Annotated in this window: 20 protein-coding genes, 1 other RNA gene and 2 riboswitches; of the genes, 9 read left to right on the forward strand and 12 right to left on the reverse strand. The window is 52.6% G+C overall.

Annotated features, from left to right (window positions below; translation table 11 throughout):
• Positions 1 to 14 precede the first annotated feature (14 nt).
• From gcvPA to AC4IE8_RS02525, 7 genes are all read right to left on the reverse strand, one after another.
• The gene (gene gcvPA / locus AC4IE8_RS02495; RefSeq protein WP_068989570.1) at positions 15 to 1,397 is read right to left on the reverse strand and encodes an aminomethyl-transferring glycine dehydrogenase subunit GcvPA; all 1,383 of its coding nucleotides are present in this window, start codon (positions 1,395 to 1,397) and stop codon (positions 15 to 17) included.
• A 38-nt stretch (positions 1,398 to 1,435) separates the two neighbouring features.
• A complete protein-coding gene (gene gcvH / locus AC4IE8_RS02500; RefSeq protein WP_490790235.1) occupies positions 1,436 to 1,828 on the reverse strand; it encodes a glycine cleavage system protein GcvH in 393 nt (130 codons plus the stop codon).
• Between the two features lie 32 nt (positions 1,829 to 1,860).
• Positions 1,861 to 2,949, reverse strand: a complete 1,089-nt coding sequence (gene gcvT / locus AC4IE8_RS02505; RefSeq protein WP_490790236.1) for a glycine cleavage system aminomethyltransferase GcvT — start codon at positions 2,947 to 2,949, stop codon at positions 1,861 to 1,863.
• 218 nt (positions 2,950 to 3,167) lie between these two features.
• Positions 3,168 to 3,285, reverse strand: a riboswitch (glycine riboswitch).
• Positions 3,286 to 3,306: 21 nt separating this feature from the next.
• A riboswitch (glycine riboswitch) is annotated at positions 3,307 to 3,396 on the reverse strand.
• A 91-nt stretch (positions 3,397 to 3,487) separates the two neighbouring features.
• Positions 3,488 to 4,699 (reverse strand): UbiH/UbiF/VisC/COQ6 family ubiquinone biosynthesis hydroxylase, encoded by a 1,212-nt coding sequence (locus tag AC4IE8_RS02510; protein ID WP_068989562.1) that lies wholly within the window; start codon positions 4,697 to 4,699, stop codon positions 3,488 to 3,490.
• Positions 4,696 to 5,916 carry a 2-octaprenyl-6-methoxyphenyl hydroxylase gene (gene ubiH, locus AC4IE8_RS02515; protein ID WP_490790237.1) on the reverse strand — a complete coding sequence of 407 codons (1,221 nt, stop codon included), beginning with the start codon at positions 5,914 to 5,916 and terminating at the stop codon, positions 4,696 to 4,698. The genes AC4IE8_RS02510 and ubiH overlap by 4 nt, the downstream gene beginning before the upstream one ends.
• Positions 5,913 to 7,223 carry a Xaa-Pro aminopeptidase gene (gene pepP, locus AC4IE8_RS02520; protein ID WP_490790238.1) on the reverse strand — a complete coding sequence of 437 codons (1,311 nt, stop codon included), beginning with the start codon at positions 7,221 to 7,223 and terminating at the stop codon, positions 5,913 to 5,915. The genes ubiH and pepP overlap by 4 nt, the downstream gene beginning before the upstream one ends.
• Positions 7,210 to 7,776: a UPF0149 family protein gene (locus AC4IE8_RS02525; RefSeq protein ID WP_068989553.1), complete on the reverse strand. Its 567-nt coding sequence runs from the start codon at positions 7,774 to 7,776 to the stop codon at positions 7,210 to 7,212. Before AC4IE8_RS02525 ends, pepP begins: the two co-directional genes overlap by 14 nt.
• A 594-nt stretch (positions 7,777 to 8,370) precedes the next feature.
• On the opposite strand from AC4IE8_RS02525, the gene AC4IE8_RS02530 reads away from it, so the two are divergent.
• The 5 genes from AC4IE8_RS02530 to AC4IE8_RS02550 all read left to right on the forward strand — a co-directional run bounded on the left by AC4IE8_RS02530 (position 8,371) and on the right by AC4IE8_RS02550 (position 11,503).
• Entirely contained in the window at positions 8,371 to 8,604 is a 234-nt protein-coding gene (locus tag AC4IE8_RS02530) for a TIGR02449 family protein (RefSeq protein WP_068991590.1), read from the forward strand.
• Positions 8,601 to 8,915, forward strand: coding sequence for a cell division protein ZapA (locus tag AC4IE8_RS02535; RefSeq protein ID WP_068989550.1), 315 nt, complete (start codon positions 8,601 to 8,603; stop codon positions 8,913 to 8,915). The genes AC4IE8_RS02530 and AC4IE8_RS02535 overlap by 4 nt, the downstream gene beginning before the upstream one ends.
• Positions 8,916 to 9,204: 289 nt before the next feature.
• Positions 9,205 to 9,389: non-coding RNA, 6S RNA (gene ssrS / locus AC4IE8_RS02540), on the forward strand.
• A gap of 204 nt (positions 9,390 to 9,593) precedes the next feature.
• Positions 9,594 to 10,274 carry a 5-formyltetrahydrofolate cyclo-ligase gene (locus tag AC4IE8_RS02545; protein ID WP_490790239.1) on the forward strand — a complete coding sequence of 227 codons (681 nt, stop codon included), beginning with the start codon at positions 9,594 to 9,596 and terminating at the stop codon, positions 10,272 to 10,274.
• Positions 10,275 to 11,044: 770 nt separating this feature from the next.
• Positions 11,045 to 11,503 (forward strand): hypothetical protein, encoded by a 459-nt coding sequence (locus AC4IE8_RS02550; protein ID WP_083225999.1) that lies wholly within the window; start codon positions 11,045 to 11,047, stop codon positions 11,501 to 11,503.
• A gap of 62 nt (positions 11,504 to 11,565) precedes the next feature.
• Here AC4IE8_RS02550 and ilvA read toward each other — a convergent pair whose 3' ends face one another.
• Positions 11,566 to 13,092, reverse strand: coding sequence for a threonine ammonia-lyase, biosynthetic (gene ilvA, locus AC4IE8_RS02555; RefSeq protein WP_068989543.1), 1,527 nt, complete (start codon positions 13,090 to 13,092; stop codon positions 11,566 to 11,568).
• Between the two features lie 234 nt (positions 13,093 to 13,326).
• On the opposite strand from ilvA, the gene rpiA reads away from it, so the two are divergent.
• Positions 13,327 to 13,986, forward strand: a complete 660-nt coding sequence (rpiA, locus tag AC4IE8_RS02560; protein WP_068989540.1) for a ribose-5-phosphate isomerase RpiA — start codon at positions 13,327 to 13,329, stop codon at positions 13,984 to 13,986.
• A 281-nt stretch (positions 13,987 to 14,267) separates the two neighbouring features.
• Here the strand turns inward: rpiA and AC4IE8_RS02565 are convergent, their stop codons facing one another.
• From AC4IE8_RS02565 to AC4IE8_RS02580, 4 genes are all read right to left on the reverse strand, one after another.
• Entirely contained in the window at positions 14,268 to 15,284 is a 1,017-nt protein-coding gene (locus AC4IE8_RS02565; RefSeq protein WP_068989537.1) for a porin, read from the reverse strand.
• A 497-nt stretch (positions 15,285 to 15,781) separates the two neighbouring features.
• A complete protein-coding gene (locus AC4IE8_RS02570; protein ID WP_490790240.1) occupies positions 15,782 to 16,762 on the reverse strand; it encodes an aminoglycoside phosphotransferase family protein in 981 nt (326 codons plus the stop codon).
• 607 nt (positions 16,763 to 17,369) lie between these two features.
• A complete protein-coding gene (locus tag AC4IE8_RS02575) occupies positions 17,370 to 20,513 on the reverse strand; it encodes an efflux RND transporter permease subunit (protein WP_490790241.1) in 3,144 nt (1,047 codons plus the stop codon).
• On the reverse strand, positions 20,506 to 21,687 hold the full coding sequence (locus AC4IE8_RS02580) for an efflux RND transporter periplasmic adaptor subunit (protein WP_490790242.1): 1,182 nt from the start codon (positions 21,685 to 21,687) through the stop codon (positions 20,506 to 20,508). The genes AC4IE8_RS02575 and AC4IE8_RS02580 overlap by 8 nt, the downstream gene beginning before the upstream one ends.
• Positions 21,688 to 22,016: 329 nt before the next feature.
• On the opposite strand from AC4IE8_RS02580, the gene AC4IE8_RS02585 reads away from it, so the two are divergent.
• Genes AC4IE8_RS02585 through pdxA form a run of 3 tightly spaced genes read left to right on the forward strand, consistent with a single transcriptional unit; the run spans position 22,017 to position 26,616 of the window.
• Positions 22,017 to 24,308, forward strand: coding sequence for an LPS assembly protein LptD (locus tag AC4IE8_RS02585; protein WP_083225998.1), 2,292 nt, complete (start codon positions 22,017 to 22,019; stop codon positions 24,306 to 24,308).
• A gap of 2 nt (positions 24,309 to 24,310) precedes the next feature.
• A complete protein-coding gene (locus tag AC4IE8_RS02590) occupies positions 24,311 to 25,621 on the forward strand; it encodes a peptidylprolyl isomerase (RefSeq protein WP_490790243.1) in 1,311 nt (436 codons plus the stop codon).
• Positions 25,618 to 26,616 (forward strand): 4-hydroxythreonine-4-phosphate dehydrogenase PdxA, encoded by a 999-nt coding sequence (pdxA, locus tag AC4IE8_RS02595; RefSeq protein ID WP_071891775.1) that lies wholly within the window; start codon positions 25,618 to 25,620, stop codon positions 26,614 to 26,616. The genes AC4IE8_RS02590 and pdxA overlap by 4 nt, the downstream gene beginning before the upstream one ends.
• Positions 26,617 to 26,627 lie beyond the last annotated feature (11 nt).

The raw sequence follows: 26,627 nt of genomic DNA on the forward strand, positions 1-26,627 counted from the left end.
CACCAATCCGGTTACTACTGAGAAGGCGTCTGGGCTTGTGATTGAATCACCCGCTCCAGCTTACCCCGATAGTTTTCAATATCATCATCACTGCGCAATTCAGTCGCACAGACCAATACGGCATCACCCAGCTCCGGGTAGTCATCCTGCAGATTGAATCCACCGAGCACGTCATCAGCTGCCAGCAGGCCCAGTGCATTCGCCGTTTCGATCGGCAATTTCATCACCTGCTCATGGAAGACCGCCCCGCTGAAGAGCGGCTCCACCCCAGGCAGACTGGTTAGTGCCTGAGAGAGTTTCTGAGTATTGGCATGGGAAGTGGCGGCAACCCGCTGCAAGCCTTCAGCCCCCATAATGGACATATGGATGGTGGCCGCCGTGACCATCAGCCCCTGATTGGTGCAGATGTTTGAAGTCGCCTTCGAGCGACGGATGTGTTGCTCACGGGCCTGCAAGGTCAAGGCGTAACCCGGCTTGCCATCCATATCCACCGTCTTGCCGATAATCCGCCCAGGCATCTGTCGCACCAGCTTGTCGGTGCAGCAGAGGAAACCGAAATAGGGGCCGCCTGAGGCTAGTGGAGCCCCCAAGGGCTGACCTTCACCACAACAGATATCGGCACCCTGCCCACCCCATTCACCAGCCGGCTTGAGCAGTGACATGGCCAATGGATTGACAACAGCGATCGCCAGCATGCCATTTCGATGAGCCCAGTCGGTCAACTCATCGGCCGCTTCCAGGACACCGAAAAAGTTGGGCTGGGGTATCACCAGTGCGGCGAAATCCTCGCCGGCGTGCTTCTCCAGCTCCGCCATATCGACCTGACCGGTCGACTTGTCATAAGCCACTTCAACCAGTTCGATCTTCTGATTGCGGACAATGCTGTGGGCCACCCGACGATAGTGCGGATGCAGATTGCCTGGTAACAGAATCCGTTTCGATTTGGATTTACGATTACCTCTTACCGCCATCAATATGGCCTCGGCCAAGGCTGAGGCACCATCATAGAGAGACGCATTGGAGACATCCATTGCGGTCAGTCCGGTCATCATTGACTGAAACTCATACAACAGCTGCAAAGTACCCTGACTGGCCTCCGCCTGATAGGGGGTATAGGCCGTGTAGAACTCACCCCTGGTGGTCAACTCCCACACCGCGGCCGGGATATGGTGATCATAGGCTCCCGCGCCAATGAAACAGAGTGGCTGGCCATCGGTATTGGCACGACTCTGCATCAAACTAGCCACTTCCATCTCAGGTAATCCCGGGGGAATCTCCTGTAACTCTCCGCAGCGAAGCTCAGTTGGAATTTCATCAAACAGGTCATCGATACTGTCGACCCCGATGGTCGCAAGCATCTCCTGAATATCATCTTCTGTGTGTGGGATAAATGGCATATCCGCCTCATCAATCGCTTGTATTAAAACCCGGCGTCCTACTCTTCCTCAGCCACCAGGGCATCATAGCCCTCAGCATCCAACAGGCCGTTCAGCTCAGACATATCGGATGCTTTGACTTTAAACATCCAGCCATCACCGAAGGCATCTTCGTTAATTGTCTCGGGCGCGCCATCCAGAAGATCGTTAATCGCGATCACTTCACCGCTTACCGGACTGTAGACATCCGAGGCCGCTTTGACCGATTCTACAACCGCGCAATCGCCCCCGGCATCAAGTGACTGACCGACTTCCGGTAGGTCGACAAACACCAGATCACCCAGCAGCTCCTGCGCATGATCTGTAATTCCGATGGTCAGACTGCCGTCACCTTCATCTTTAATCCATTCGTGGGATTTCGCATAACGACGGTCGGTAGGTGCATTACTCATGTGACTATCCTTTAGAATATATTGATCGATTGTTACAGCGCCAGGACAGCTTTACCCTGACGTGCGAAAGGTGGTTTCACCACCTGTGCCGGAACCCGTTTGCCGCGAATCTCAACATCACAGCGCTCTCCAACATCAGGCGATACACGAGCAAAAGCGATGGATCGCTCCAGGGTGGGTGAAAAGCCACCTGAGGTAATCTCACCAATCTCCTGCTCTCCGCTAAACAGTTTCAAATGGTTACGCAGCACCCCTCGCCCGGTCAAGACCAGACCGATGAATTTCTTTTTCTGTGGATCCTTGCGCTGAGCTTCCAACGGTTCGCGACCGATGAATTGCCGCTCCTCTGGCTCCCAGGCCACGGTCCAGGCGAGTCCTGCCTCCAGTGGGGAGATTGTTTCATCCATGTCGGTACCATAGAGATTCATACCCGCCTCAAGGCGCAGGGTATCCCTGGCACCCAGACCACAAGGGGCGACTCCCGCATCACTCAGTGCCTGCCAGAAGTCTGCAGCCCGATCGCCAGGCACCATGATTTCGAAGCCATCCTCACCGGTATAACCTGTACTGGCGACAAACCAGTCTCCATCGGCCAGCGCATTGAACGGCTTCAACTCACCAGCCTGCTGTAATTTTTCCGAGAGTAGCGGCAGGGTCTTTGATTTGGCATTCGGCCCCTGTACCGCAATCATCGCCAGGTCACGCCGTGGGGTGAGCTTCAGTTCAAATCCGGCAGACTGCTTCTCCATCCAAGCCAGATCTTTCTCAGTGGTGCCCGCATTCACCACCATGCGGTACCACTCGTCACCCAGATAGTAGACGATCAGGTCATCCACAACACCACCCTGTTCATTGAGCATACAGGAGTAGAGCGCTTTGCCCTGATTCTTCAAGCGGTCGATATCGTTGGCCAGCAGATGGCGCAGATAGGATTTGACCCCAGGTCCCTGCAGATCGACCACGGTCATATGTGAAACATCGAACATACCCGCATCCTGACGCACCTGATGGTGTTCCTGAAGCTGGGAACCATAATGTAGAGGCATATCCCAGCCACCAAAGGGAACCAGCTTGGCTCCCATCTGTTGATGCTTGGGATAGAGGACGGTCTGTTTGTTCATTAACCTTCTCCCGGTTTAAACCTGAATCCGTGAGTTCATGACGGTACATAGCGCAAGCTATTGCTTCCCCAGCGGCTCAAAAAATGCCCACTTAACCTATGGGTGAAGCTAAGATTTTTTGATTCCACTGGGAAACCAATATCTTACACTCTGCACTCGCCATGAACCCACGGGTTCAGGTTACATACAAAAAAGGGCGGCGCGGATGAGACCATCCGCGCCGCCCCTCTGTCCAAAACCTGAGAGTTTGGCGCATGCATACAAGGTCATTAGGCAACCTGCTGCGCGCCTGCCCCGTCGGTGGGTGTTGTTACACCACTCTCCAGAGTCGACCTAAGCCTAATTGAGTTTACTTGGCTTCTCCCCACGGTCCTTTTGCCTGAGCGATTCCGGGCGGGTTTGCGCCTTCGGCGTCGGCTTTGAGCCGCTCTCTCCCACGGGGGTGGATCGAGAAATGACTATACTCTTCTACCGGGCTGTTGCCAATCCGCAAAAACCTCATAATCTGTCAGCTGAATTGCGGATTCCAGGCTGATGATCAGCGCGCCAGCCTCGGCCTGTCACCGGTCATTCCCATCGCACGTCGCATGATCTGGTGTTTCACAAACCCGGAACGGTCGGCAAGATTCAAACCGAGGTTTCGGATCATGCGCAGCGGTGGCACTTCGTTGCTAAACAACCGCTTAAAGCCATCCATAGCGCCCAGCATAGCGATATTTGCCCCCTTCCTGGCCCGCTCATAGCGACGCAGTGTGGCCATCGATCCGATCGACCTGCCAGCCGCACCCGCCTCGGTCAAAACATCAGCCAGGGTCATGGCATCCATCAGGCCCAGATTAACCCCCTGCCCCGCCAGTGGATGCATGGCATGGGCCGCATCACCGATAAGCGCCAGACCAGGCTGAATATAGGTATCCGCATGTTCGAGTCGCAGCGGAAACAGACCTCTGGGGCCAATCGCCTGAATCGAGCCCAAAACCGCTTCACTGGCCTGGGTCAGCTGCTGACAAAAAGCCGCATCATCCAGCGACATCAATGACTCACCATGGGTCGGACTGGTGGACCAGACAATGGAACAGCGGCCATCTTCAATCGGTAACAGGGCGAGTGGCCCGGAACTCATGAAGCGCTGGCGGGCGGTATTATCGTGAAACCGCTGCGGAGTAATGGTGGCCACAATGGCGTGTTGATCATACTCCCAACCCCGGGTGTCGATTCCGGCCAGATGTCTGATCTCAGAGTCCCGACCATCGGCCGCGACAACCAGCTTGGCGGTCAACCGCTCTCCACTTTGCAAGACAACCTCCGGCGACTCCCCCAACAGCAGATTGCTGACTCTTTCCGGAAAGCGCAATTGAACGTTGGGATAGGATTCCAGGCACTCCCAAAGGGCCAGCTGGGTCACCCGATTTTCCACAATATGCCCCAGATCCATCTCACCGATCTCAGCGGCACTGAAATGTATCCGGCCGTTACCTCCGGCATCCCATACTTCCATCTTGTCATAGGGACTGACCCGCATTTCAACCATCCGAGGCCAGGCCTGCAGGTTTTCAAGAATACGTTGCGAGGCCCGGGTCAATGCGGAAACTCTCAGATCAACCTCTTCCTCGGGCCAGCTTCTAGCAGGTTCCCTGACATCAATGACCGTAACCTCAAAGCCGGCCTCCGCCATGGCACATGCCAAAGCACTACCGACCATCCCGCCACCAACAATCAGCAGGTCGACAGTGGTTGGGGAATTCGTCATAGTGATACTCCTCTGCCCAGTTTTGATAATCGTCCATTCAGGCCCATGAACTGCCTGGCAACCTGATGTTTGAGTCCAGGCATCAGATCGAGGCCTACCAAGCCAAGGTTTCGCATGAGTCGCAGAGGCCCGAACGGGTTTGCAAACAAGCGCGCCAGACTGTCGGTAATTGCAGCCACCCGATTCTGATCCCTCTCTCGCCATTGCCGATACTCATTCAGCAGTTCAAGATCTCCTGGGTCCTGACCATGCTTCGCCGCCTCAACCAGCAGATCCGCCAATCCAGCAGCATCCCGCAATCCAAGATTGAATCCCTGCCCGGTTACCGGATGTATCGCATGAGCCGCATTCCCGATCAAGGCAATGCGCGACCTGACCTGCTCGGCAGCCTGACGCAGTCGCAATGGGTAGGCCACCCGCTTACCCAACCGCTCCAATCTGCCCAGCCGGTAACCAAAGCGATCCTGTAAGCGGTCCAGAAAGACCTGATCACTCAGCCCCATCAACTCCGCTACCTGATGATCTTCAGCCGTCCATACCATAGAGAGACGCTCATCGGTCATCGGCAGCAGGGCTAAGGGACCGGTATCGGTGAAGCGCTCATAGGCGACGGATTGATGGGCGCGATCACAACTGAGATTGGCGATTATTGCCGTCTGCCCGTAGCTTTTCTCTTTCAGAGGAATCGACAGAAAGCGACGGACCAGTGAATCCCCACCGTCGGCAGCGACCAGCAAGCGGGCATTGATGCGTTGCTCACGACCATCCTGCTCGACCCTTGCCTCTACGCCGTTGTCTGAAACAGCAAAACTCTTCAACTGTGCAGGACAGACCAATTGCACATCCTGGCGTTGATCAAGTTCACTCAACAACGCAATTCCCAGCGATCTGGCCGTGACCACATAGCCCAAGGCATCGACCCCTTCCTCGCGGTGATTCAATCGAGTGAAACCGAAGTGCCCCCGATCCGAGATATGAATATCCAGAATCGGTTGAGCAACCGTTTCGATACCTTGCCAGACGCCCATCGCCTGAAGAATCAGGCGACTGCCCCAGGAGAGCGCAATAACCCGGTCATCATAGCTGGGCTGACCGGAGGAACTCAGAGGCCAGGACTCAATCACACCGATGTTATAACCATGTCCACTCAAGGCATGAGCCAGACTGGCCCCGACCATACCTCCGCCAACTATCAGAATATCCTGTTGATCAATCATACTGAGGCCATTAAAGATTCAATCTCTGCAACACGCTTTGGAACATCTTTGGTCAACACTTCACAACCCTCCTTGGTGACAACCACATCATCCTCAATACGGATCCCGATATTCCACCACTTCTTCGCAACCCCCTTACTACCGGTTGGAATATAGAGACCGGGTTCGATGGTTAACGCCATGCCAGGCTCGAACAATCTCCAGGCCCCATCCACCTTGTAATCCCCAACATCATGGACATCCATACCCAGCCAGTGACCGGTACGATGAGGAAAGTAGGGTTTATATTTTTCTTCACGTATCGATTTTGCCAGTGTCCCCTTGATGATTCCCAGCTTGATCAAGCCACGGGTAATTGTCCTGACCGCTGCATCGTGGGGATCATTCCAGTGGTTACCCGGTTTGACCTTTTCGATTGCCGCATCCTGGGCAGCCAATACCAGCTCATAGAGTTGACGCTGCGGCTCTGAAAATCGACCGTTTACCGGATAACTGCGGGTAATGTCTGAGGCATAGTAGTCATACTCACAACCGGCATCGATGAGCAGCATCTGTTTTGACTGAGTCTGGCAGTTGTTGTCGATGTAGTGCAGGGTACAGGCATTGGCGCCCGCACCGACAATCGGTGGATAAGCTTGCGCCCGACCACCTTGATGACTGCACTCCCTGACAAACTCGGCTTCGAGCTGATACTCCCAGACACCCGGCTTACAACTCTGCATGACTCTTTTATGTGCTTTTGCTGAAATACGTGCGGCCTGCCGCATAATTTTCAACTCAGAGCGACTCTTGTAAAGCCTCATCTCATGCAGATAGTGATCAAGCGCAATAATCTCAACCGGCCCTTGGGCACCACTGCGCGATTCACATCGAATCGCATTGATCCATTCAGACAGCCGTTTGTCGAATTTCGGATTGCAGCCCATAACATAGAATATTCGCTCACACTGCTCCAGCATGCGCGGCAAAATATCATCCAGATCACCAATCGGAAATGAGTCATCGGCAGCATACTTTTCACAAGCACCTTCCTGTCCTGCACGCGCCCCATCCCAGAGCTCCTTTACCGGATCCGACTCCCGGTTGAACAGTATATACTCGGCCTGTTTACGACCAGGTATCAAAACCAGAACCGCCTCAGGTTCAGGAAAACCGGTCAGGTAGAAAAAATCGCTATCCGGCCGGTAGGGAAAGTGGACATCCCGGTTACGGATCAGGAGTGGCGCAGTTGGTAAAATCGCAATACTGCCAGGCCCCATCATTCGCATCAGCTCGCGACGACGGCGCTTGAATTCACTCATCTGCATTCGATTCCCCCCGTATCTCGAATAGCTCCTCCCACATCAGCAGCGTGACGACCTTCAAAAATTCCTGTAACTCCACATAGGCCACCTCAGTCGCTTCACCAGACTCGAGCTGCGCGTAATCTAAACGGGTAAAATGCGCTAAGTCCTGAATCGCCTCTTTAGAATCCCCCGACAGCATCTGTTCGGTCACACCGGCCAGACCAAGTCCATACAGATACCCTACACACCATTCGCTCAACGCTTTGGCCCTGATGGAAATGGCTTCATCATCCTCAGGAAGTAAAGGCATGAATGTAAGCTCTTCCTGTGTTATCTGATGCCTGGCAGCGTAGTACAGTTGCCCGATCAATTCCCGGGTTTCCTGGGCCAGCAGATCTCCCTCCGGCCAGGCCTCTATAAAGGCTGCAATCCAATCCACCGACGCCTCGGCAGAACCAGCGCAAATCAATCCACTGATGACACCATGCAGCTCACTTGCCCCCATATCGGCACTCATCGTGCCCAGCAGCTTCTCGAGGCGTTGGTACTCGGGCATTTGATCCGTTGTTAACATTTTATCTCTTAGATGCCTCTCAATTCAGAATCGATTGATCCAAGTATGTCGTTTCCAGCTACAATCCGCCAGCCGAGTTTTTAGCAACCCGGGAACCGCTGAACAACAGAATCCCTACATATTTACTGATGTTGTCGGATCAAATCACCACCAACGACTACTGATCAGCAAAGGCTATAGCGCTGACGACCATGAAAAAGTGATACTCTTGGCAACAAGGACAAAAGCTAAACAGCTTCTCTTGAAGTTGCTAAACATCTAATTTTAAATGATGGACCTATCATGAGTGATGCGGAAGGAGCCTCAAAATCAGCCGGGGACGGGCGAATCGCCAATCACAAACCGCTGCTTCTGAAAGGAACCAGGCCTTATAGCCCATTGTTATTAAGCCATCGGCCACAGTATGACGACTCCGCAATAAGCGCTGAGCGGCTTAACGAGAGCACAGAATCAGGACAGCTTGAGAGATGCCGCACCGATAACCATTAATTTCCGTTAGAATCTGCCGATAGAGGTGCAGTGTTTACAGATTCGAATCATTTCATGCAGTTATAGAGATTGACCCACCACAAACTGCCCACTATATTGATGCCCATGACAGAAAAAGAGACACAAAACCCAACCGAACTGGATCTCCAGGCACTCGAAGTCCGGGTTGAGGAGCTGATTCGCGCCTGCTCCTACCTCAAAGACGAAAACAAGTCCCTCCGCATGAGGCAGGATAACCTTGTTGCTGAAAGAGCGGCATTGATCGAGAAAACCGAGCTGGCAAGAACTCGCGTCGAAGCCATGATAACCCGTCTCAAATCCATGGAAACACCCCAGTGAAAAGCAACACCCTGCCTGTAACCGTCTCAATTCTCGACAAGGAATACCGTATATCCTGTCAACCGGATGAGCGTGAATCACTGTTACAGGCTGCGGCTTTTGTGGATGGCCAAATGCGCGAGATCCGTCAGGCCGGGCGGATCATCGGAACCGAACGCATCGCTGTAATGACCGCTCTGAATATTGCCAACGACTTACTGCTGAGCCAGAAAACCAAGGAAGATGGTTCACAGAACATCACCCGCCGGATCAAAACCCTTCAAGAGAAGATTGAGATCGCCCTCAATTCGACCAATCAGTTGGAGCTTTAAGCATCCATCCACAGGCACCACCGGCCTCCTGCGAGCCTTCACACCCGTAGTGTACCGTGGCTAGGCCGAGCACCTGGTAAACATAGGGATATTGAGGCGCTCCAAAGAATGACTGCAACCTGGATCAAGGTGACACAGATACCCCTAACATTCTGATTTAAAAAGAGAGCCTGCGCTGTTTCCCTGGCCAATCTTAAATTTGGAATTGAATTGCCATCCTTTGTGCATCGCAATGAAGTTGACAGTTTTAGTTGCCGGTTTAACAAAATAGGTTTAGCCTTAAGTTGTGACTCCCCTGTGGTGCACGTTAGCAGCCCGGGTATTTTCTTGAGCCTAATAGCTACCCTGGGAACATAATGCTAATACCGGTGTGCATGTCCGTTTTCATGCGGAAAGCCTGAGGTACTACTGTTGTTCCCACTTGAACCCTCTGGTTCAAGAACAAAGGCACGCGACGGCACAAACGGGGGCGTCACCTCAACAGTTATTAACCCGGTATCCAAATAGTTTACTTTCAGCCGCATTGAGCCTGCCTGCAGCGAGGCATCAAAACGCCGCTGTAGCGCCCCTACAGCAAGTTTTGATAACGAAGTCTGCTGGCAGGCTCGATGCGGCCTATCATAATCATATTCAAAATATTAGGGGCTTCAAGCCTGCCCTTGCTCGGCGTAGTGGCTCTTGACAAGGGAACAACCCTTCTCTGCGAGCCACGCCTTGATCAAGGACAGGCTTGAAGCCCTGAAAGCAAACTATTTGGATACCGGATTAATAATGATGCAGACCGCACAACTCCGCCAACAGATCAAGGCTCAACGCCGCCAACTCAGCCGACAGACATGTAAACAGCACAGTCTGCAACTGCTGGACCATGCAAAAAACTACAAACCTTTCAGACAGAGCAGACGTATTGCCTTCTATCATGCGGTCAGCGGTGAAATTGATCCGAAACCACTGCTTGAAGAAGCACTGAGGAGTGGAAAAACCCCCTACCTGCCAATCCTCAGGCAAGATGCTTCCATTGGTCTCTGGTTTGCACCCTATACGCACCAGGCCAAACTCAAGTTGAACCGGTTCGGTATTCCTGAGCCTGCCGTAGTGCACCGGAAGCTGATCAAACCATGGTCACTCGATATGGTCTTTGTACCACTGGTGGCATTTGACGATCATGGACATCGTATGGGTATGGGAGGTGGCTTCTATGACCGTACATTTGCCTTCAAACTGCAACGGTCACATCTAACGGGTCCAACCATGGTAGGGCTGGCGCATAATCTCCAACACCGACCGCTCATAAACACCAATCCTTGGGATATTCCACTGGATAGCGTAATAACAGAGTCGCACCTTTACCAGTTCTAGAGCCTGTTAACACGAAACCAATGCGCCCTGATGCGTCTGAAAAAGCACCAATCAAGACACAAAGAGAGTAATTTGATTGCTCCAATGCTCCAAATGAGTGACGAACAATGATTCATGGCGCTTCTCCAAGCACACCCCCTCCTATGAGTTATCTAAAAGAGGGGGCTGAGGCAAATGGTGCTTACTTAAGCGTTATTTGGTGGGGCAGGGCTCCACCCTACACCCAGAACTCAACAGTAGGGTGGGGCCCTGCCCCACCAAAGCCCTTTGATATATTGGATGCTATGAGGTCTTGCTTAAGTAAGCGCCATTCGGCGCTGGGTCTGTTATTGCGCCCAGCAAGGCGTATAGGATTCGTGTTAACAGGCCCTAGGATGATCCAGGCAATCAAAGCCATGAGACGCTTTGACGATCATATTCGTTACAGACAGCTATCATCCATACTGATACGTTGTAATCATCGATCCGATTGAAGTATTTTTGACAGCGGAAACTGATTCATTAAATACATATCATAAGATCCATTTCACTCGTACTCAGAGTTCAAAAGCAGACTGAAAGCTTCAATCAAACCAACTTCAATAAATGAGATGATGGTACAAATCTGATCACGATTTTGATCTGAACTCGCTAAAAAACACTTAACTCACCATGATAAGTACCAACAAGTTGAATTAATTAGCAAAAGAATGCGTTATCTTCTGGATTTTTTTTAAAGCTGAATTATACTCAGTTCATCTATTAGGTAGTTCTTCTGGGAGGAAATATATATGGCGAAGAAAAAAGCCGCCAAAAAGAAGGCAACAGCGAAGCGTGCAACCACAACCAAGAAGGTAGCTGTTAAGAAGAGAGCTGCCAAAAAGAAGGTGGCAACTAAGAAGAGAGTTGCTACGAAGAAAAAGGCAACCAAGAAGAAGGTAGCAGCGAAAAAGAGAGCTACCAAGAAGCGGGTTGTTAAGAAGAAGGCAACCAAAAAGAAGGTAGCCAAGAAGAAGGTTACTAAGAAGAAGGCAACCAAGAAAAAGGTCGCCAAGAAGAAGGTTGCTAAGAAGAAGGCAACCAAAAAGAAGGTAGCCAAGAAAAAGGTTGCTAAAAAGAAGGCAGCCAAGAAAAAGGTCGCTAAGAAAAAAGCCACCAAGAAAAAGGCAGCCAAAAAGAAGGCGGCTGCTAAAAAGAGGCCAGCCCGCCCTAGGAAAGTAACCCCTAGAAAGAAAAAGGCTGCTTCTTAAGACTGGCTCAGAAACGACAAACCCCGCATTGCGGGGTTTGTTGTTTACACCCTGCAACCTAGTCAGTCTGTACTGGCACCTGCAAACAATCTGTATGCAGGGTTGTCTGTCTCGTCCCAGTAGACATACTCCAACCTCTTCAATTTACGCAAAAAATCCCCCTTTTCACCTGACGGCACCTGGATCCCCATCAGCACACGCCCATAGGCGGCACCATGATTACGGTAGTGAAACAGACTGATGTTCCACTCCTTACCCAGATGACTTAGAAAGTAGAGTAGCGCCCCAGGCCTCTCCGGAAACTCAAAACGTATCAGGCTCTCATCTTCAATACCCTGCGCATGGCCACCTACCATATATCGTATATGCAGCTTTGCGGTCTCATTGTCGGTCATATCGATAATCGAATAGCCTTTAGCCTGAAAACGCTGAAACAGGGACTCCCGCTCCTTGTCACCACCACTCAGTTCGATGCCGACAAAGATCTGGGCTTTTACCGCATTGCAATAACGATAGTTAAACTCCGTTATGCTGCGTTTACCGATCAACTGACAAAAACGTAGAAAGCTACCGGGCTGCTCAGGAATCTGCACAGCAAACAAAGCCTCCCTACGTTCACCAAATTCAGCTCGCTCCGCAACATGCCTTAAGCGGTCAAAATTGATATTTGCACCACTGTTAATGGCAATCAGATCCTTGCCCTGGCAACCCTCCCGCTTTACATAATGCTTCAAGCCGGCAACAGAGAGGGCACCGGCAGGCTCCGCAGTAGTTCGTGTATCGTCATATATATCTTTGATCGCGGCGCAGATCTCATCGGTATTGACCAGCACAACCTCATCCACAACCTTGCGTGCCAATCGATAGGTCTCTTTACCAACCTGCCTCACAGCAACGCCATCTGCAAAGATTCCTACCTGTTTAAGCTTGACCCTGCGTTTGGCTTTCAATGCCGTATAGAGGGATGGTGCATCCTCAGGCTCTACGCCAATGATCTTCACCTGTGGATAGACATACTTGATATAGGCTCCAATACCAGCAATCAAGCCACCACCTCCGACTGGAATGAAAACAGCTTCTGGCGGTGTCGGATGCTGTCTTAAAATCTCCATTCCAATTGTGCCCTGACCCGCAATCACCTCGGGATCGTCAAATGGATGGATAAAGGTCAAATCCTGCTCCTTGGCCAACTCCTGGGAACGGACAAAGGCCTCATCATAGGAGTCTCCGGCCAGGACAATCTTTGCCCCAAAATTCCTCACAGATTTCACTTTGATCAGCGGTGTTGTCTTCGGCATCACAATCAGCGCCTGGATCTTCAAGCGTTGAGCTGCCAGCGCCACGCCCTGCGCATGATTACCCGCTGACGCGGCAATAACCCCCCGGCTACGCTTCTCTTCACTGAGATTGATCATCTTGTTATAGGCGCCGCGAAGTTTGAAGGAGAATACCGGCTGCATATCCTCCCGTTTCAGATAGATCTGGTTATCCAAACGGGCCGACAACAAGCTGATGTGGCTCAACGGGGTCTCGCGGGCAACATCATAAACGCGCGCGCGGAGAATCTTTTCTATATATGGCAAGGGCATTGGCTGATCCCAATTAACAATCCGATAACAACTGACTTTCTCTACTTCCGTGGGTATTATTACCCACTGCCGGTAAAAACCGAACAAAAAAACCAATCTGTCAGGCTGACTCTATCTCTTTTTGGATACTTTGCACGGCCCATACCGCAAACCGGTATGGTATAAGCGAATAACAGACACCAAAACGACCAGAGACAACTCAGTGTACAGAACTATCGTAGACGGAGGGATCAAATGAATGCAGATGAACTAAAAAAACAGGCCGCAGAAGCTGCCTTGGCGTACGTAACAGGCGGAATCATTGGCGTCGGAACCGGCTCCACAGTCAACCACTTTATCGACTGCCTGGCCACAATCAAAGGCAAAATTGAAGGCACAGTCTCCAGCTCAGAGGCCTCGACAGAACGCCTGAAACAGCACGGCATACCCGTATTGGACCTCAACTCGACTGGCGACCTGGAAGTCTACATCGATGGTGCGGATGAATCAGACCACTACCTCAATCTCATCAAGGGCGGCGGCGGCGCCCTGACCCGGGAAAAGATCATTGCCGGTGCGAGCAAAAAATTTGTCTGTATCGCGGATCAGAGCAAGCTGGTTGATATGCTCGGCACCTTCCCACTGCCGGTCGAGGTCATCCCCATGGCCAGAAGCCATGTTGCCCGACAGCTTGTTAAACTGGGCGGCACACCGGTTTGGCGTGAAGGATTCACCACAGACAACGGTAATGTCATCCTGGATGTTCACAACCTTGAAATCATGAAGCCGAGAGAGATGGAGCAACAGATCAATGCCATCGCCGGCGTTGTGACAACAGGCATATTTGCCTTACGCGGCGCGGATGTGTTGATTCTGGGAACTGAGGATGGGGCTAAAACTGTCGAGCCGAAATAAGCCACAGATCTCGTCTGCCTGCCGATTCAGCTAAGCCAGCCGATTAGAGGAGAACCCATCGGTTATTCCTCTACAGGCATAAACGACAGGCAGATTACTGTGGGACAGAGGCAAGCCGGACAGTGAATTCACTCAGCCAGCCCAGAAAAGGATCACGCCAGAACGGCAACCCACCTTGATCCTTCATCAAACTATCAAATCGAGCCTCTGATAAAACGAAGGCAAAAAAAAAGCGGGGCTCATTGAGCCCCGCTTTTCGATACAACCAGTTCTAACAACTATTAGAAGTTGTGGTTGACCTGGAAGCTGACAACGCTTGATTTGTCGCCGCTGTCATCCATCTCAGAGTTTACGTAGTAAGCAGCAACCTGGGTACGCTTGCTCAGGTTGTAGTCGTAACCGAAACCGAAACCATCGTGGCTGCCGGTACGGAACAGGTTGGCGGTGGAGTCGTCAGAGTCAACTTTGAAGTATTTAGCTTTGACGTTACCAGGGCCGGCTTTCACAGAACCGTTCACCATGATACTGGTGGAATCGTCAACACCGTTCTCGATGGTGTCGTAGATCAGACCAACTTTGAACATGTCGTGGCTGTAACCAAGACCAAGACGTACGTTCTCGTGATCATCACCAGAGGTAGCAGGATGAACAGTGGTCTCAGGGGTAGCTACTTCCAATGCAACAGAAGCGAATACACCGAAGTTAGAGTACATCAGAGCCAGAGAGTAAGCGTCGGTCAGGCCATCAGCCTCTTCGCCTTCAACTGAAGTAGTGTTCTCACCAGGAACCAGAGCAACAGCAGCGGTCAGGCCGCCCATTGCAGGTGAGATGTAAGCCAGGGTACCGTCAGCACGCAGATCGAGCAGATCTTCGGTGTAGCCCAGGTTGTTATCAACAGCGGTGTCACCGAAGTAGTCCAGAGAACCGGTGGAGATTTTCAGAGGGGTGTCGTGACGACCCAGAACAACAGTACCGAAACCGCCAGCCAGGCCGACGAAAGCGTTACGAGCGCCCAGAGCACCGTTACCAGCAAATTCGTTGCCGCCAACGTTGGTAGAGATGTTCACGCCGTATTCAATTTTGTAAACACCGGTCAGACCGTTGCCCAGATCTTCAGAACCCTTAACGCCAAGACGGGAGGTACGGTTGTTGATCTGAATTTCGTCGTCGCCGCCTGCATCAGAGAAATCTACGATGTCGAGAGACTGACGAACTTTACCGTAGATAGTGGCATCAGCCATGGCTGCAGCAGGTGCTACCAGAGCAGCAGCGATTGCCAAAGAAAGTACTTTTTTCATTTGAGTTAACTCCGAAGAATTGATGGGTAGAAAAATTGACTACGATGCAGATATTAGACAACGAAATTCCAAATTGCAAGCCTTTTTTTGCAAAAAAGACACATAAACCAATACTGTTGCAAAATTGATACACACAAAATAAAGCAATTATTAATTAAATATATATCAGTTATTTAACTAATTTATTTAGACAATTTTCTAAATTTTGATTCGATTAAAACCAAGCTAACTACTCAGTTATTGTTGCGCCATTTTTAGCTGCTCATTCATCACAACATTAGAAATACACTACCAACAAAAATACTCTAAATAACAGCAAGATATCTCTATTTGAGAATTTACTTTATGAATAATCCCTATGAATTACCTGATTAAGCTAGGGTATCTGGAGCGGAAAATATTAAGAATAAGTTAATGGAATGGTTGCCGACGTAAAAAACAGACACAACCTTATAAATACAACTAATCTGGCAAGCCTGGCGGCCCATATCATGCGCTTATACGCCAGGCATGACCCGATGACGCAGAAACTCACCCAGATCTTGAGTTGCCTGGTAGCGATCCGCCACCCCGAGGATATAACCCAGTGTCCGAGGGATATCCTGCAGATAGCCGGGTTTGCCATCGCGCTTGTTCAGCCTGGCGAATATACCGCTGGCCTTTAAATGTCGCTGCACCCCCATCAGATCAAACCAGCTCAGAAAGCTCGACTCATCCTGCTCGGCAAGCACACCGGATTGGCAGGCCAACTCAAAGTAGCCCATTGCCCAGGCCTCCACCTGTTCGGTTGGCCATTCGATATAACAATCCTTCAGCATCGAGACCAGATCGTAGGTGACCGGACCGATCACCGCATCCTGGAAGTCGATAACACCGGGGTTGTGGGAATCAACGACCATCAGATTGCGTGAGTGGTAATCCCGGTGCACACAGACCTGGGGCTGTTGCAGTGCATTTTCAGCCAATAGCTGAAACAGCTCATCCAGTAACTGCCGCTCATCTTGACTCAACTGTAGTTTCAGATGAGCTTCCAACAACCAGTCACGAAACAGCGCCATCTCATTGATCAGCAGATTCCGGTCATATTGGGGCAACCCGCGTCGCGGACCATTGGCCTGCAGGGTCACCAGTGCCGCCAGTGCATCACCATAGAGATGATCCACTGTCTGGGGATTCAAACGATCCAGATAGAGCACATCTCCCAGATCCTCAAGCAACAGAAAACCTTGCTCCAGGTTCATGGCATGAATATGAGGCACATTCAATCCGATACGTTCAAATTCATTCGCAATTTGAATGAAAGGCTTTGTATCCTCTTTGTCAGTTGGCGCATCCATTGCGATATAACTGCCATTACTCACACCGATGCGAAAATAGCGTCGAAAGCTGGCATCACCGGAAGCCGGCTCAAAGGAGTAGTCGCCGATCTCCGGAAGTGTGTTCAGCCAATTTTTGAGCTGCGCGATACGTTGTGGCATGAAGACTCCAAATGCTGCTACCTGATAAATCTGATGCGGAGGAATGTACAGAATCGGTAAAGGCTCGTCACCTGCTCTTGTATAACCAAGAGACAATTCACTCCGCAAATGTACACAAATGGTTGCTGAGTGCTGGATAGGCCAGGAGCAAGTTCACGATGGACCTCAAGTGCACATCCAGTCACTCGATTCGAGAGTTCATCAAATTCCATCTTTCGTGACCTTCGTGGTAAAAAATCAAATTATCCTTGAATTCTGATCATCCGACATGATGAGTCAACTGCACGAGCCGCCTATTCATTACCAGGTTAAGTCCGCCGGTCTTTTGCACCACGAAGGACACGAAGAGCACGAAGTACTTTTCTCTCATCTCTTCGTGTGCTTCGTGCTCTTCGTGGTAAATAAATCAGTCATCCTTGAACTTAGGGCCTGTTAACACTAACCCTATAGGCCCTGTTAGGCCTGAAGGGCATATTGGATTAGTGTTAACAGACCCTAGAATCCCTGGCTTGAGAAACCAACTATGGGAGCAACAACTCATTTCCCGGTTCACTCTGCCGCTCCAGTACACCTCAAAGGGCGCATAGAATACGAAGACTCTTATGGGTTAAGGGTTCTCAGCAACATAATCCTGACTTGTTTCACTCTTCTGCCGTTTTGAAACCCGGTTGCGCAGATCATCAGCGATCAGATAGAAACAGGGAAGCGCCAGCAGGATCAGCAGGGTCGCAAAAACCAGACCGAATCCCAGGCTGACCGCCATCGGCGAGAGAAACGCGGTCTGACCGGTTGCAAAAAAGATCAGTGGCGAGATTCCCAGGAAGGTGGTTGCGGTAGTCAGCAGTATGGGTCTTATACGAACCCTTCCCGCCTCCACCATCGCCTCTTTTCTTTCCCAACCTTCACGTCTGAGGCGTTTGGCGAAATCGATCAGAATCAATGAATCATTAACAACAATACCGGTCAACGCAAGAAAACCGATCAAGGATAAAAACTGCAGATTGAAGTCGAACAACCAGTGACCGAAGATGACTCCAATTGCACCGAAGGGTATGGCAAACATCACCACCAATGGGTCGAGCAGTGACTTGAACAGTGCGGCCAGAATAAAAAAGATCACCGCCAGGGCGATAATCCCGGCCCGCTTCATCCCTGCCATCGACTCCTGGGCCTTTTTCTTCTCGCCGAGAAAGATGATGCGTTGCTCCTCTGGCAGACTGGAGAACTCGCTCTTGATCTGCTCGATCACCTGATTCGGCGTGGTGATCTTGGCATCCACTTCAGCGGTCACGGTCGCCAATCGACTCAGGTTGCGCCGATTGATGGTATTGAAACCCCGGGCTTCCTGAATGTCCGCCACATCGCCAAGATAGACCGTGCGCCCATCGTCCAGGGTGAACGGCAGACGTGACAAAGCACCCGCATCATGACGCAACTCGTCATCATAGATCAGACGTACCGGTATGCGCTTATCTTGCCAGCTCACATAGGAGAGCTTGAGTCCGAGAAAACCGGTTCGCACCGCGTCCGCCAATTGGGTTTGAGTCAGCCCCAAGCGGCGCCCCCGCTCGTTCAGTTCATAGCGATACTCAAGCTTGCCCGGGTCCATATCCTGGCGGGCATCCGAAATACCCGGTAGCCGCTCGACAAAACTGCGAATCGATTCTGCACTGCGACTGATCTGAGTAACAGACTCACCCAGAACACCAACCTCCAAATCGGCACCTGCCGGCCCACCCTGGGCACGCAGTATCGACATCCGCTGTATACCCGGGACCTGTTGCAGTGCCTGACGCACCGCATCGATCACCTCGGCAGAGCTGCGATCCCGGCTCCCCTCCCTGGTGAACTTCAGACTGACTACCGGCGAGATCCAGCGTTCGATGAAACCCTTAGGCTTCTGCTTTTTCAGATCCACAATCAGCTGAATGTAGCGACTCCCCATGCGCACTCGATGAAAATCAATGAACATCACACCCACATTGGTCAGCAGGGTCTCCAGTTCATCATCACCAATGGTCTGCATCAACGTCTCTTCCAGCTTATCAGCCAGTCGTGATGCCTCATCGATACTGTAGGTGCTCGGCGCCTCGATGTTGACGAAGAACTGCCCTACATCCACATGGCCGAACAGCAGAAACGGCACCCTGGTGGCCGCAAAGGTAACGGCAATCGCCAACACACCCACACTCAACATGGCAACCGGATAGCGGTAGTCGAGACACTTGCGCAACAGCTGGGTATAGCGCCGGTTAAGTGCCGACCAATCGATCCTGCCTTGTTTACGGGTTTTCGCTTTGCGTAAGAACTCTTTCGCATGGGATGGCAGAACCCCGAACGCCTCCAGCAGTGATCCCATCAGTGATGAAGTGACCACCACCGGGATCACCGATATAAAGGCTCCCATGGTTCCACCGATCGCGAACATCGGCATGAATGCGGCAATGGTTGTCGAGGTGGAGGCAACCACTGGCCAGTAGACCTCACGGGTTCCCTGGGTTGCCGCATAGGTGGGCGATTCACCCGACTCCAGATGGCGATAGACATTCTCACTGACGATGATCGCATCATCCACGATCAATCCCAGTGCAATCAGAAAGGCGAACAGGGAGACCATGTTGATGCTGTAACCCAACATATAGAGGGCGATGACAGCCACCAGAAAAGAGACCGGAATACCCAGTGCGGTGATAAACGCCACACGGAAGTTGAGCATCAGATAGAGCGCCAGCAAGACCAGCGCCAGACCAACGATGCCGGATGATTTCACCGTCTCAAGACGGTTTTTGACGTAAACAGAAAGATCACTGAACAGCCCCAGCCTCACACCGGCCGGCAGAGATTGCTGGCGCTCAGCCACATAGGCCCGAACCAGTTTGGCCACTTCGATGGTACTGGCCTGACTGGTTTTGTTGAGGGTCAGATTAACAGAGGCTTTGCCATTGAAGCGCCCCAGGGTCTGCGCCTCCTCATGACGCAGCTGAACCTGAGCAAGATCTCCTAATCGCAGCTGCCCACCCATTTCGTTGCTACGCAAAACAATCGCAGCCATCCGTTGCGGATCGGGAGGCACTCCCATACCTCGCAAGCGGATATCCCCACCGCTGGACTTCAAGGTGCCGCCGGGAAGATCGCGCAGATTGTTGCGCAGCGCCTTGGAGATCAGATTCAGGGAGACACCCCGGGCAGCCAGCACCTGAGGATCGACCACTACCCAGATCTCCCACTCCCGGTCACCGGCCACTCCGACCGAAGCCGTGCCGGGTATCTGTATCAACTCATCCTTGATCTGCTCGGCCAGCAGATAGAGTTCACCTCGGGATATCTCACCATAGAGACTGACAGAGATGACCGGAAAGCGGGTTTCAAGCCTGGCCAGTTCCGGCTCTTCCGCCTCTGAAGGCAGATCATCCACCTGGTCGAGTGCGGTACGCACTTTGCGCATGAAGTTGTCCACATCAGAACCGCTTTTCAACTCGATCAGAATGTTGGACAGACTCTCATTGCTGGTGGAGCTGATCACATCGATATCGGCCAGGCCATCCAGCTCCTGTTCGATCGGCAGGGTAATCTGTCGCTCGACCTCTTCAGGTGATGCCCCCTCGAAGAGGGTCTTGATACTGACCTTGTCCTGCTCCACCACAGGAAACATCTCCTGAGGCATGGCGTACCAGGAGACCAGCCCGGCCATCAGGATGATGACCAGCAACAGGTTGACGATCAGCGGATTACGAATGGAGAAATCAATCATCCGGCTTGAGATCCTCTATCTGCACCTCATTACCCTCACTCAACACGTCCACATCCCGTGCCACCAGTTGCTGATTCGGCTGCAGGCCATGCTGCACGATCTGCAGCTCCCCATAGCGCAATCCGGGGATAATCTCCTGACGGACCAGTTGATTGTCCCTGATCAGAAACACATAGTGCTTACCCTCTTCGCGCAGCAGTGCTGAAGCGGGTACAACCAAGGCCGCTTTTCTCTCTTTCAATGGCAGTTTGACCTGCCCCAGCTGCCCCGGAATCAGGCCCCTGTTTTCAACCTGAATGCGTAATGGATGGGTATGGGTCTGACTGTCCGGATCATATTGCAGGGCGATCAGCTTTCCACTTACCTGTTGCTCATCGATCTCAACAGCCAATTGTTGTCCCAATTCCAGCGCCGCCACCACGTCACCATTGACTGCGACCCGAAGCTCCAGATTACGAGTATCGATCAGCTCCAGCACCAGGGTATTGGCGCTCACATAGTCTCCGGCCTCCGCCATCACCCGGTTTACCCGACCACTGAAGGGGGCCAGTAGCCGGGTGCGATCAAGATTCCGCTGTGAACGACTGTGTGCTGCACGCTGTCGTTCAATGCGTGCTCTGTTACTCTGCAGGCTGAATGCCAGACGCGCCTCTTCAGCCTGTAGATTGATCAGTTGCTGACGGGAGCTCTCAAGGGTTGAAACCGATGCCAGTGAGCCCTTGCCGAGTTTTTCCAATCGCTCATATTCTCGTTCAGCCAGACGTCGGTTCTCCCTGGCCAGTCCGAGTAGCTTCTGATCACGCTGCAAGGTGGCCTGGGTCTCACTCAGCTGTGAGGCGGCTTCAGTCAAGGCATCCTGGTAGTCCGCATCCTCCAACTGCAGTAACAGACTCTCCGCCTCGACTCTCTGCCCAGGCTCCACATGACGCTGTAGCAATTCGCCGGACACCTCAAATCTCAATGACGCGGTCTGATGGGGACGCAGCACCCCGGTATAGGAGACTTCCGGCAGCACATCACGCTGCACCACACGGGTCACTTCCACCCGGGTAACCACAGGCTCTTTGATCTCCATATTGGCCTCTGGCCGGGTGGCAATCAGAAGCAGCACGGTCAATACGGTGACAATCAGAATCGCCAAGCTCAGCAGAAAACGGCGGGTAACAGTGGTCAAGCTCAATCCTCATGATGCGAAGAATTTGATGTCCGGCAGATTCTATGCGAATTTATCCCGGCCTGCGTGATGATTTATCAATAGCGAACCCGTTGTACGGCACGGTTATCGCAAATAATCAGATTTGCAGTCACCGGCAGGCTTTCACCTGAATCCACTTGATCAGGTTAAATAGCACTTGCGAGTAGTGACGGTTACCCTATTTACCCCTCAGTGCAAACCAAGAGCAGAGTGCAACAGGCCACGTCAGAATCGTCAAACAGTATGAAACACCGCACCAACAAAGGTTCCCCAGTCTGCTGCTGCATCAGGCAGACATCTCCTCAATAATGTCCACCGGCAGATACGATTGCAAAACAGAGAGAGGGCCAGGCAAAGCCGTTAAGATGGCCTGCTGGTTCAGCCTGTCACTGCTCTGGCCTTGTGTTGTCAACACCGCGGACCTCTCCAGACTGGACCAGGGGATCAATTGGACTGGCTGCTCAAGCCAAATACTTCAACATGACGACGCAATACCGCAAAGGCCCGTCCCACAACAGCCGATACAACTGAGTGCCGACCAGATCAGCCACGATCAAAATTCGGCGCAGACAGAATTGAGTGGCGCGGTAAAACTCTGGCGGCTCGATGGCTATGCGGAAGCTGACCGATTAACCTATTTCGAAACACGTCGAGCTGCAGAGCTGTTCGGTCATCTTTTCGTCCATCAGCCAGGACTCCGCTTCAGCGCCGACCAGGGTTATCTGGAACTGGACAACCAGCGTGGCTGGCTTGATCAGGTGGAGTTTCGTCTGACCGCCGCCAATGCCCGGGGCGCGGCAAGCAAAGTCGAACTGCTCAATAAGCAGCAGTCAAACTATCAGGGTGTCACCTACACCACCTGCCCCCCCGGTAATAACGACTGGAGTCTCGCCGCTGCAGACCTGGAGATCGATATGGCGGAAGGCTGGGGCAGCGCCACACATGCCCGGCTAAGGCTCGGCCGTGTGCCGATACTCTACCTGCCCTATTTCACCTTTCCTGTGGATGATCGCAGAAAAACCGGTTTTCTGATCCCCTCGGCAGGCTCTTCCAACCGACGGGGCACAGAGCTCTCCACCCCATACTATTTCAATCTGGCACCCAACTACGATGCCACCCTGACCCCTCGCTGGATGAGTAAACGGGGACTCATGATGGGGGCCGAGTTTCGCTATCTTGGTCGCCGACAACAGGCAGAGATCAGTGGTGAGTATCTACCCAACGACCAGCTTGAGAGTCCGGACCACGGAGAAGAGCGACGCGCTTTACGCTTCTATCATATCAGTCGACCGATCAAGGGCATGACCACCCGCATCGAAACCGATGCGGTGAGTGACAGTGACTATCTGGATGACTTCGGCACCGGCCTGGCGATCACCAGTACCCGTAACCTGGAACGGGTAGGCGAGATCCGTTATCGCCTCGGCAACTGGCATTTGCTCGGCAGAGTGCAGAGTTTTCAGACCATCGATGAGACCCTGAGTCAGAGCAGCCGCCCCTATCGCCGACTGCCACAACTGCATACCAGCTACCGCAGCTATGACAACCCATTTGGTATCAATCTTGGTTTTCGCGGCGAATACACCCACTTCAAACACGACACGCTGACCAACGGTGAACGACTGATTCTACGCCCCAGCATCAGTCTGCCCATGCGCCGCAGCTGGGGCCATCTGACACCCAACCTGAGCCTCAACTACGCTGCGTACGATCTGCAGCTTGACGATCCCGCTGAAGAGAGCAAACCGGACTATTTTGTACCGGCCTTCAGTCTCGACAGCGGGCTGGTGTTCGAACGCGAGACCTCCTGGTTCGGCCGCAATGCCTACCAGACGTTGGAACCCAGGCTCTACTATCTGTATGCCGAACATGATGATCAATCGGACATCCCGGATTTCGACACCGCCGACTTGGACCTGAAATTCTCCAATCTGTTCAAACAGAACCGGTTTACCGGCAGTGACCGGTTCGGTGATGCCAACCAGCTCGCCTTCGGTCTGACCACCCGCTGGTTCCAGGCCGATAACGGTCTGGAACGATTACGCGCCAGTATCGGTCAGATCTACTATGCCGAAGACCGGGAGGTTCAGCTGACCGGTTCAACAGAGGAAGACCCATCGTCAGCGATTGTGGCAGAATTGGCAGCCCGCTTCGGTTCAGCCTGGCAGACCAGCCTGAGCCTGCGCAGAAACCCGCACCTGGAAGAGGATAATATCGACAAGGGCCGCTTCACCCTGCGCTACCGTACGGCAGCCCATCAGCTGTTCAATGTCGATTACAATTTCAAGCGGAATTCGATCGAGGATCTGGATGTTTCGGTCTACTGGCCCTTTGGCCAGCAACTCAGTGTGTTCGGAAAATGGAAGCACTCATACCTTTATGATAGGAATATGAATAGAATAGTAGGTTTCGAGTATGGTGGCCGCTGCTGCTGGAAACTCAGAACCTTTTACCAGCGCTATGTGGCCAATGAGGATAAAGATGAAGAAGAGGAGTCGCGATTTATGCTGCAACTTGAGTTGCGGGGTCTCGGTTCACTGGGTCAGCAGGCTGACCGGGAACTGGAGGAGTCCATCTATGGTTACCAGCCTGAGCGATAGTCATGTCTGAGCGATCCTCATCCATCTCAATGCTTCTGCTGCTCGGCCTGCTGTTCTCCAGCACCATTTCATCGGCGGCGGTGAAAGAGCTCGATTACATCGTGGCGATTGTCAACGACGACATCATTGCGAAAAGCGAACTCGACAATAAAACCCGGGAAATGCTGGCCCAGATGTCGCAAAAGCGGAACAACCTGCCGCCGATGAAGATCATCCAGGAGCAGATCCTGGAACGCATGATCGCCAAACGATTGCAACTGCAGGCTGCCAGCCAACTGGGATTGAGTGTGGATGACGCCACCGTCACCAAGGCAATCGCCAATATTGCCGAAACCAACAACATCACCCTGCTGCAACTTCGCGAAACTCTGGAAATGAACGGCATCAGTTTCCCCCTGTTCCGGGAACAGTTGCGGGAAGATATCCTGATAAACCGCCTGAAACAGAAAGAGGTGATCAACCGGATCGTCATCACCGAACAGGATATCAAGAATTTTCTTGCCCGGGAGATGGGCTCAAGCCGCCAGAGAACCGCCGTACGGCTGTTGCACATACTGATCGCAACACCGGAAGGGGCCTCCCCCCAGGATGTACAGGCAGCAAAAAAACAGGCAGCCGATATCCATCAGCAACTGCTTGAGGGTGGTGATTTCAGTGAACTGGCGATACGCCACTCGGATGGTCGCCAGGCCCTGGAGGGGGGGGACCTGGGCTGGGTTGAGACCTCAAGGATACCCAGCCTGTTCACCAGTGTGGTCGATGAGATGGAGGCGGACACTATCAGTACCCCAATCCGCAATGCCTCTGGCTTCCATATCGTCAAACTGGCCGAAGTGAAAGGTGGCCAGAAAATGATCATCAACCAGACACATGCCCGTCATATTCTGATCAACACCAATGAGATCGTCTCCGATGACGAAGCTCGCCAGCGCTTGGAAACCCTGCGGGCACGCATCATCGATGGGGATGGCTTTGAGACCCTCGCCAGATCACACTCTGACGACAAGGCTTCCGCCATCAAGGGCGGCGACCTGGGCTGGACCAGCCCGGGAGATCTGGTGCCCCAGTTCGAGGAACAGATGAATGCGATGGCGATCGATGAGATCAGCCAGCCCTTTAAAACCCAGTTTGGTTGGCATATCGTACAGCCTCTGGAACGCCGTCAGCACGACAGCACCGAAGAGGTGCTGAAGAACAAGGCACGGCAGGAAATTCAGAAACAGAAATCGGAAGAAGCGATAGAGTTGTGGCTGCGTCGCCTGCGTGACGAAGCTTATGTTGAAGTACTATTGGAAGAGTTGAGTCCCCCTTGAGAACACGTCTTGCACTTACCCCGGGAGAACCAGCCGGGATCGGCCCTGATATCTGCGTAATGCTGGCCCAGCGGCCCTACCCGGAAACTGAAATCGTTGTTGTTGCGGATCCAGTGCTTTTGCAGCAAAGAGCTGAACGTCTGGGCATTCCGCTGGAAATGCACCCCTTTGATGCCAGTCGGCCGCCCACCCCGTTGCCGCCAGGCCATCTACGCTATCTGCCGGTGGCCTTAGACAACGAAGTCAGCTGCGGCAAACTCAATCCGGCGAATGCACCCTACGTGGTCGAGACCCTGAAACTGGCTACCGAAGGCTGTCTTGAAGGCCGCTTCAACGGCATGGTGACCGGACCGGTTCACAAAGGCGTGATCAACGATGCCGGCCTATCGTTTACCGGCCATACCGAATATCTCTCAGGCCTGTGTGACAATGCCCATCCGGTGATGATGCTGGCAACACCGGAACTCCGCGTGGCCCTGGCAACTACTCATCTCCCCTTGCGGGAGGTCAGTGATGCGATCACCAAGGATCGCTTGCGCAAGGTCGCCACGATCCTGCATAACGATCTACAGAGCTGCTTCGGTTTGAAACAGCCCCGTATCATGGTCTGCGGTCTCAATCCGCATGCCGGTGAGCAGGGCCATCTGGGCCGCGAAGAGATCGAGATCATCGAGCCGGTTCTGGCAGAACTCAACAGCCAGGGTATGCAGCTGATCGGCCCGATGCCCGCCGATACCCTGTTCACTCCGGTCCATCTGCAACAGGCCGATGCGGTGCTGGCAATGTTTCACGATCAGGGTCTGCCGGTTCTCAAACACTTGGGGTTTGGCCAGGCTGTGAATATCACCCTTGGACTGCCGATTGTCCGAACCTCGGTGGATCACGGTACTGCCCTGCCTCTGGCAGGTACCGACCAGGCAGACCTGGGCAGCCTGGTCTATGCGGTGAAGGTTGCTGACACCATGGCCCGGAGTCGCCAACAAGCCAATCGCTAGCGTCTTTACTC

It is taken from the genome of Candidatus Thiodiazotropha sp. AKAK2 (assembly GCF_058244685.1).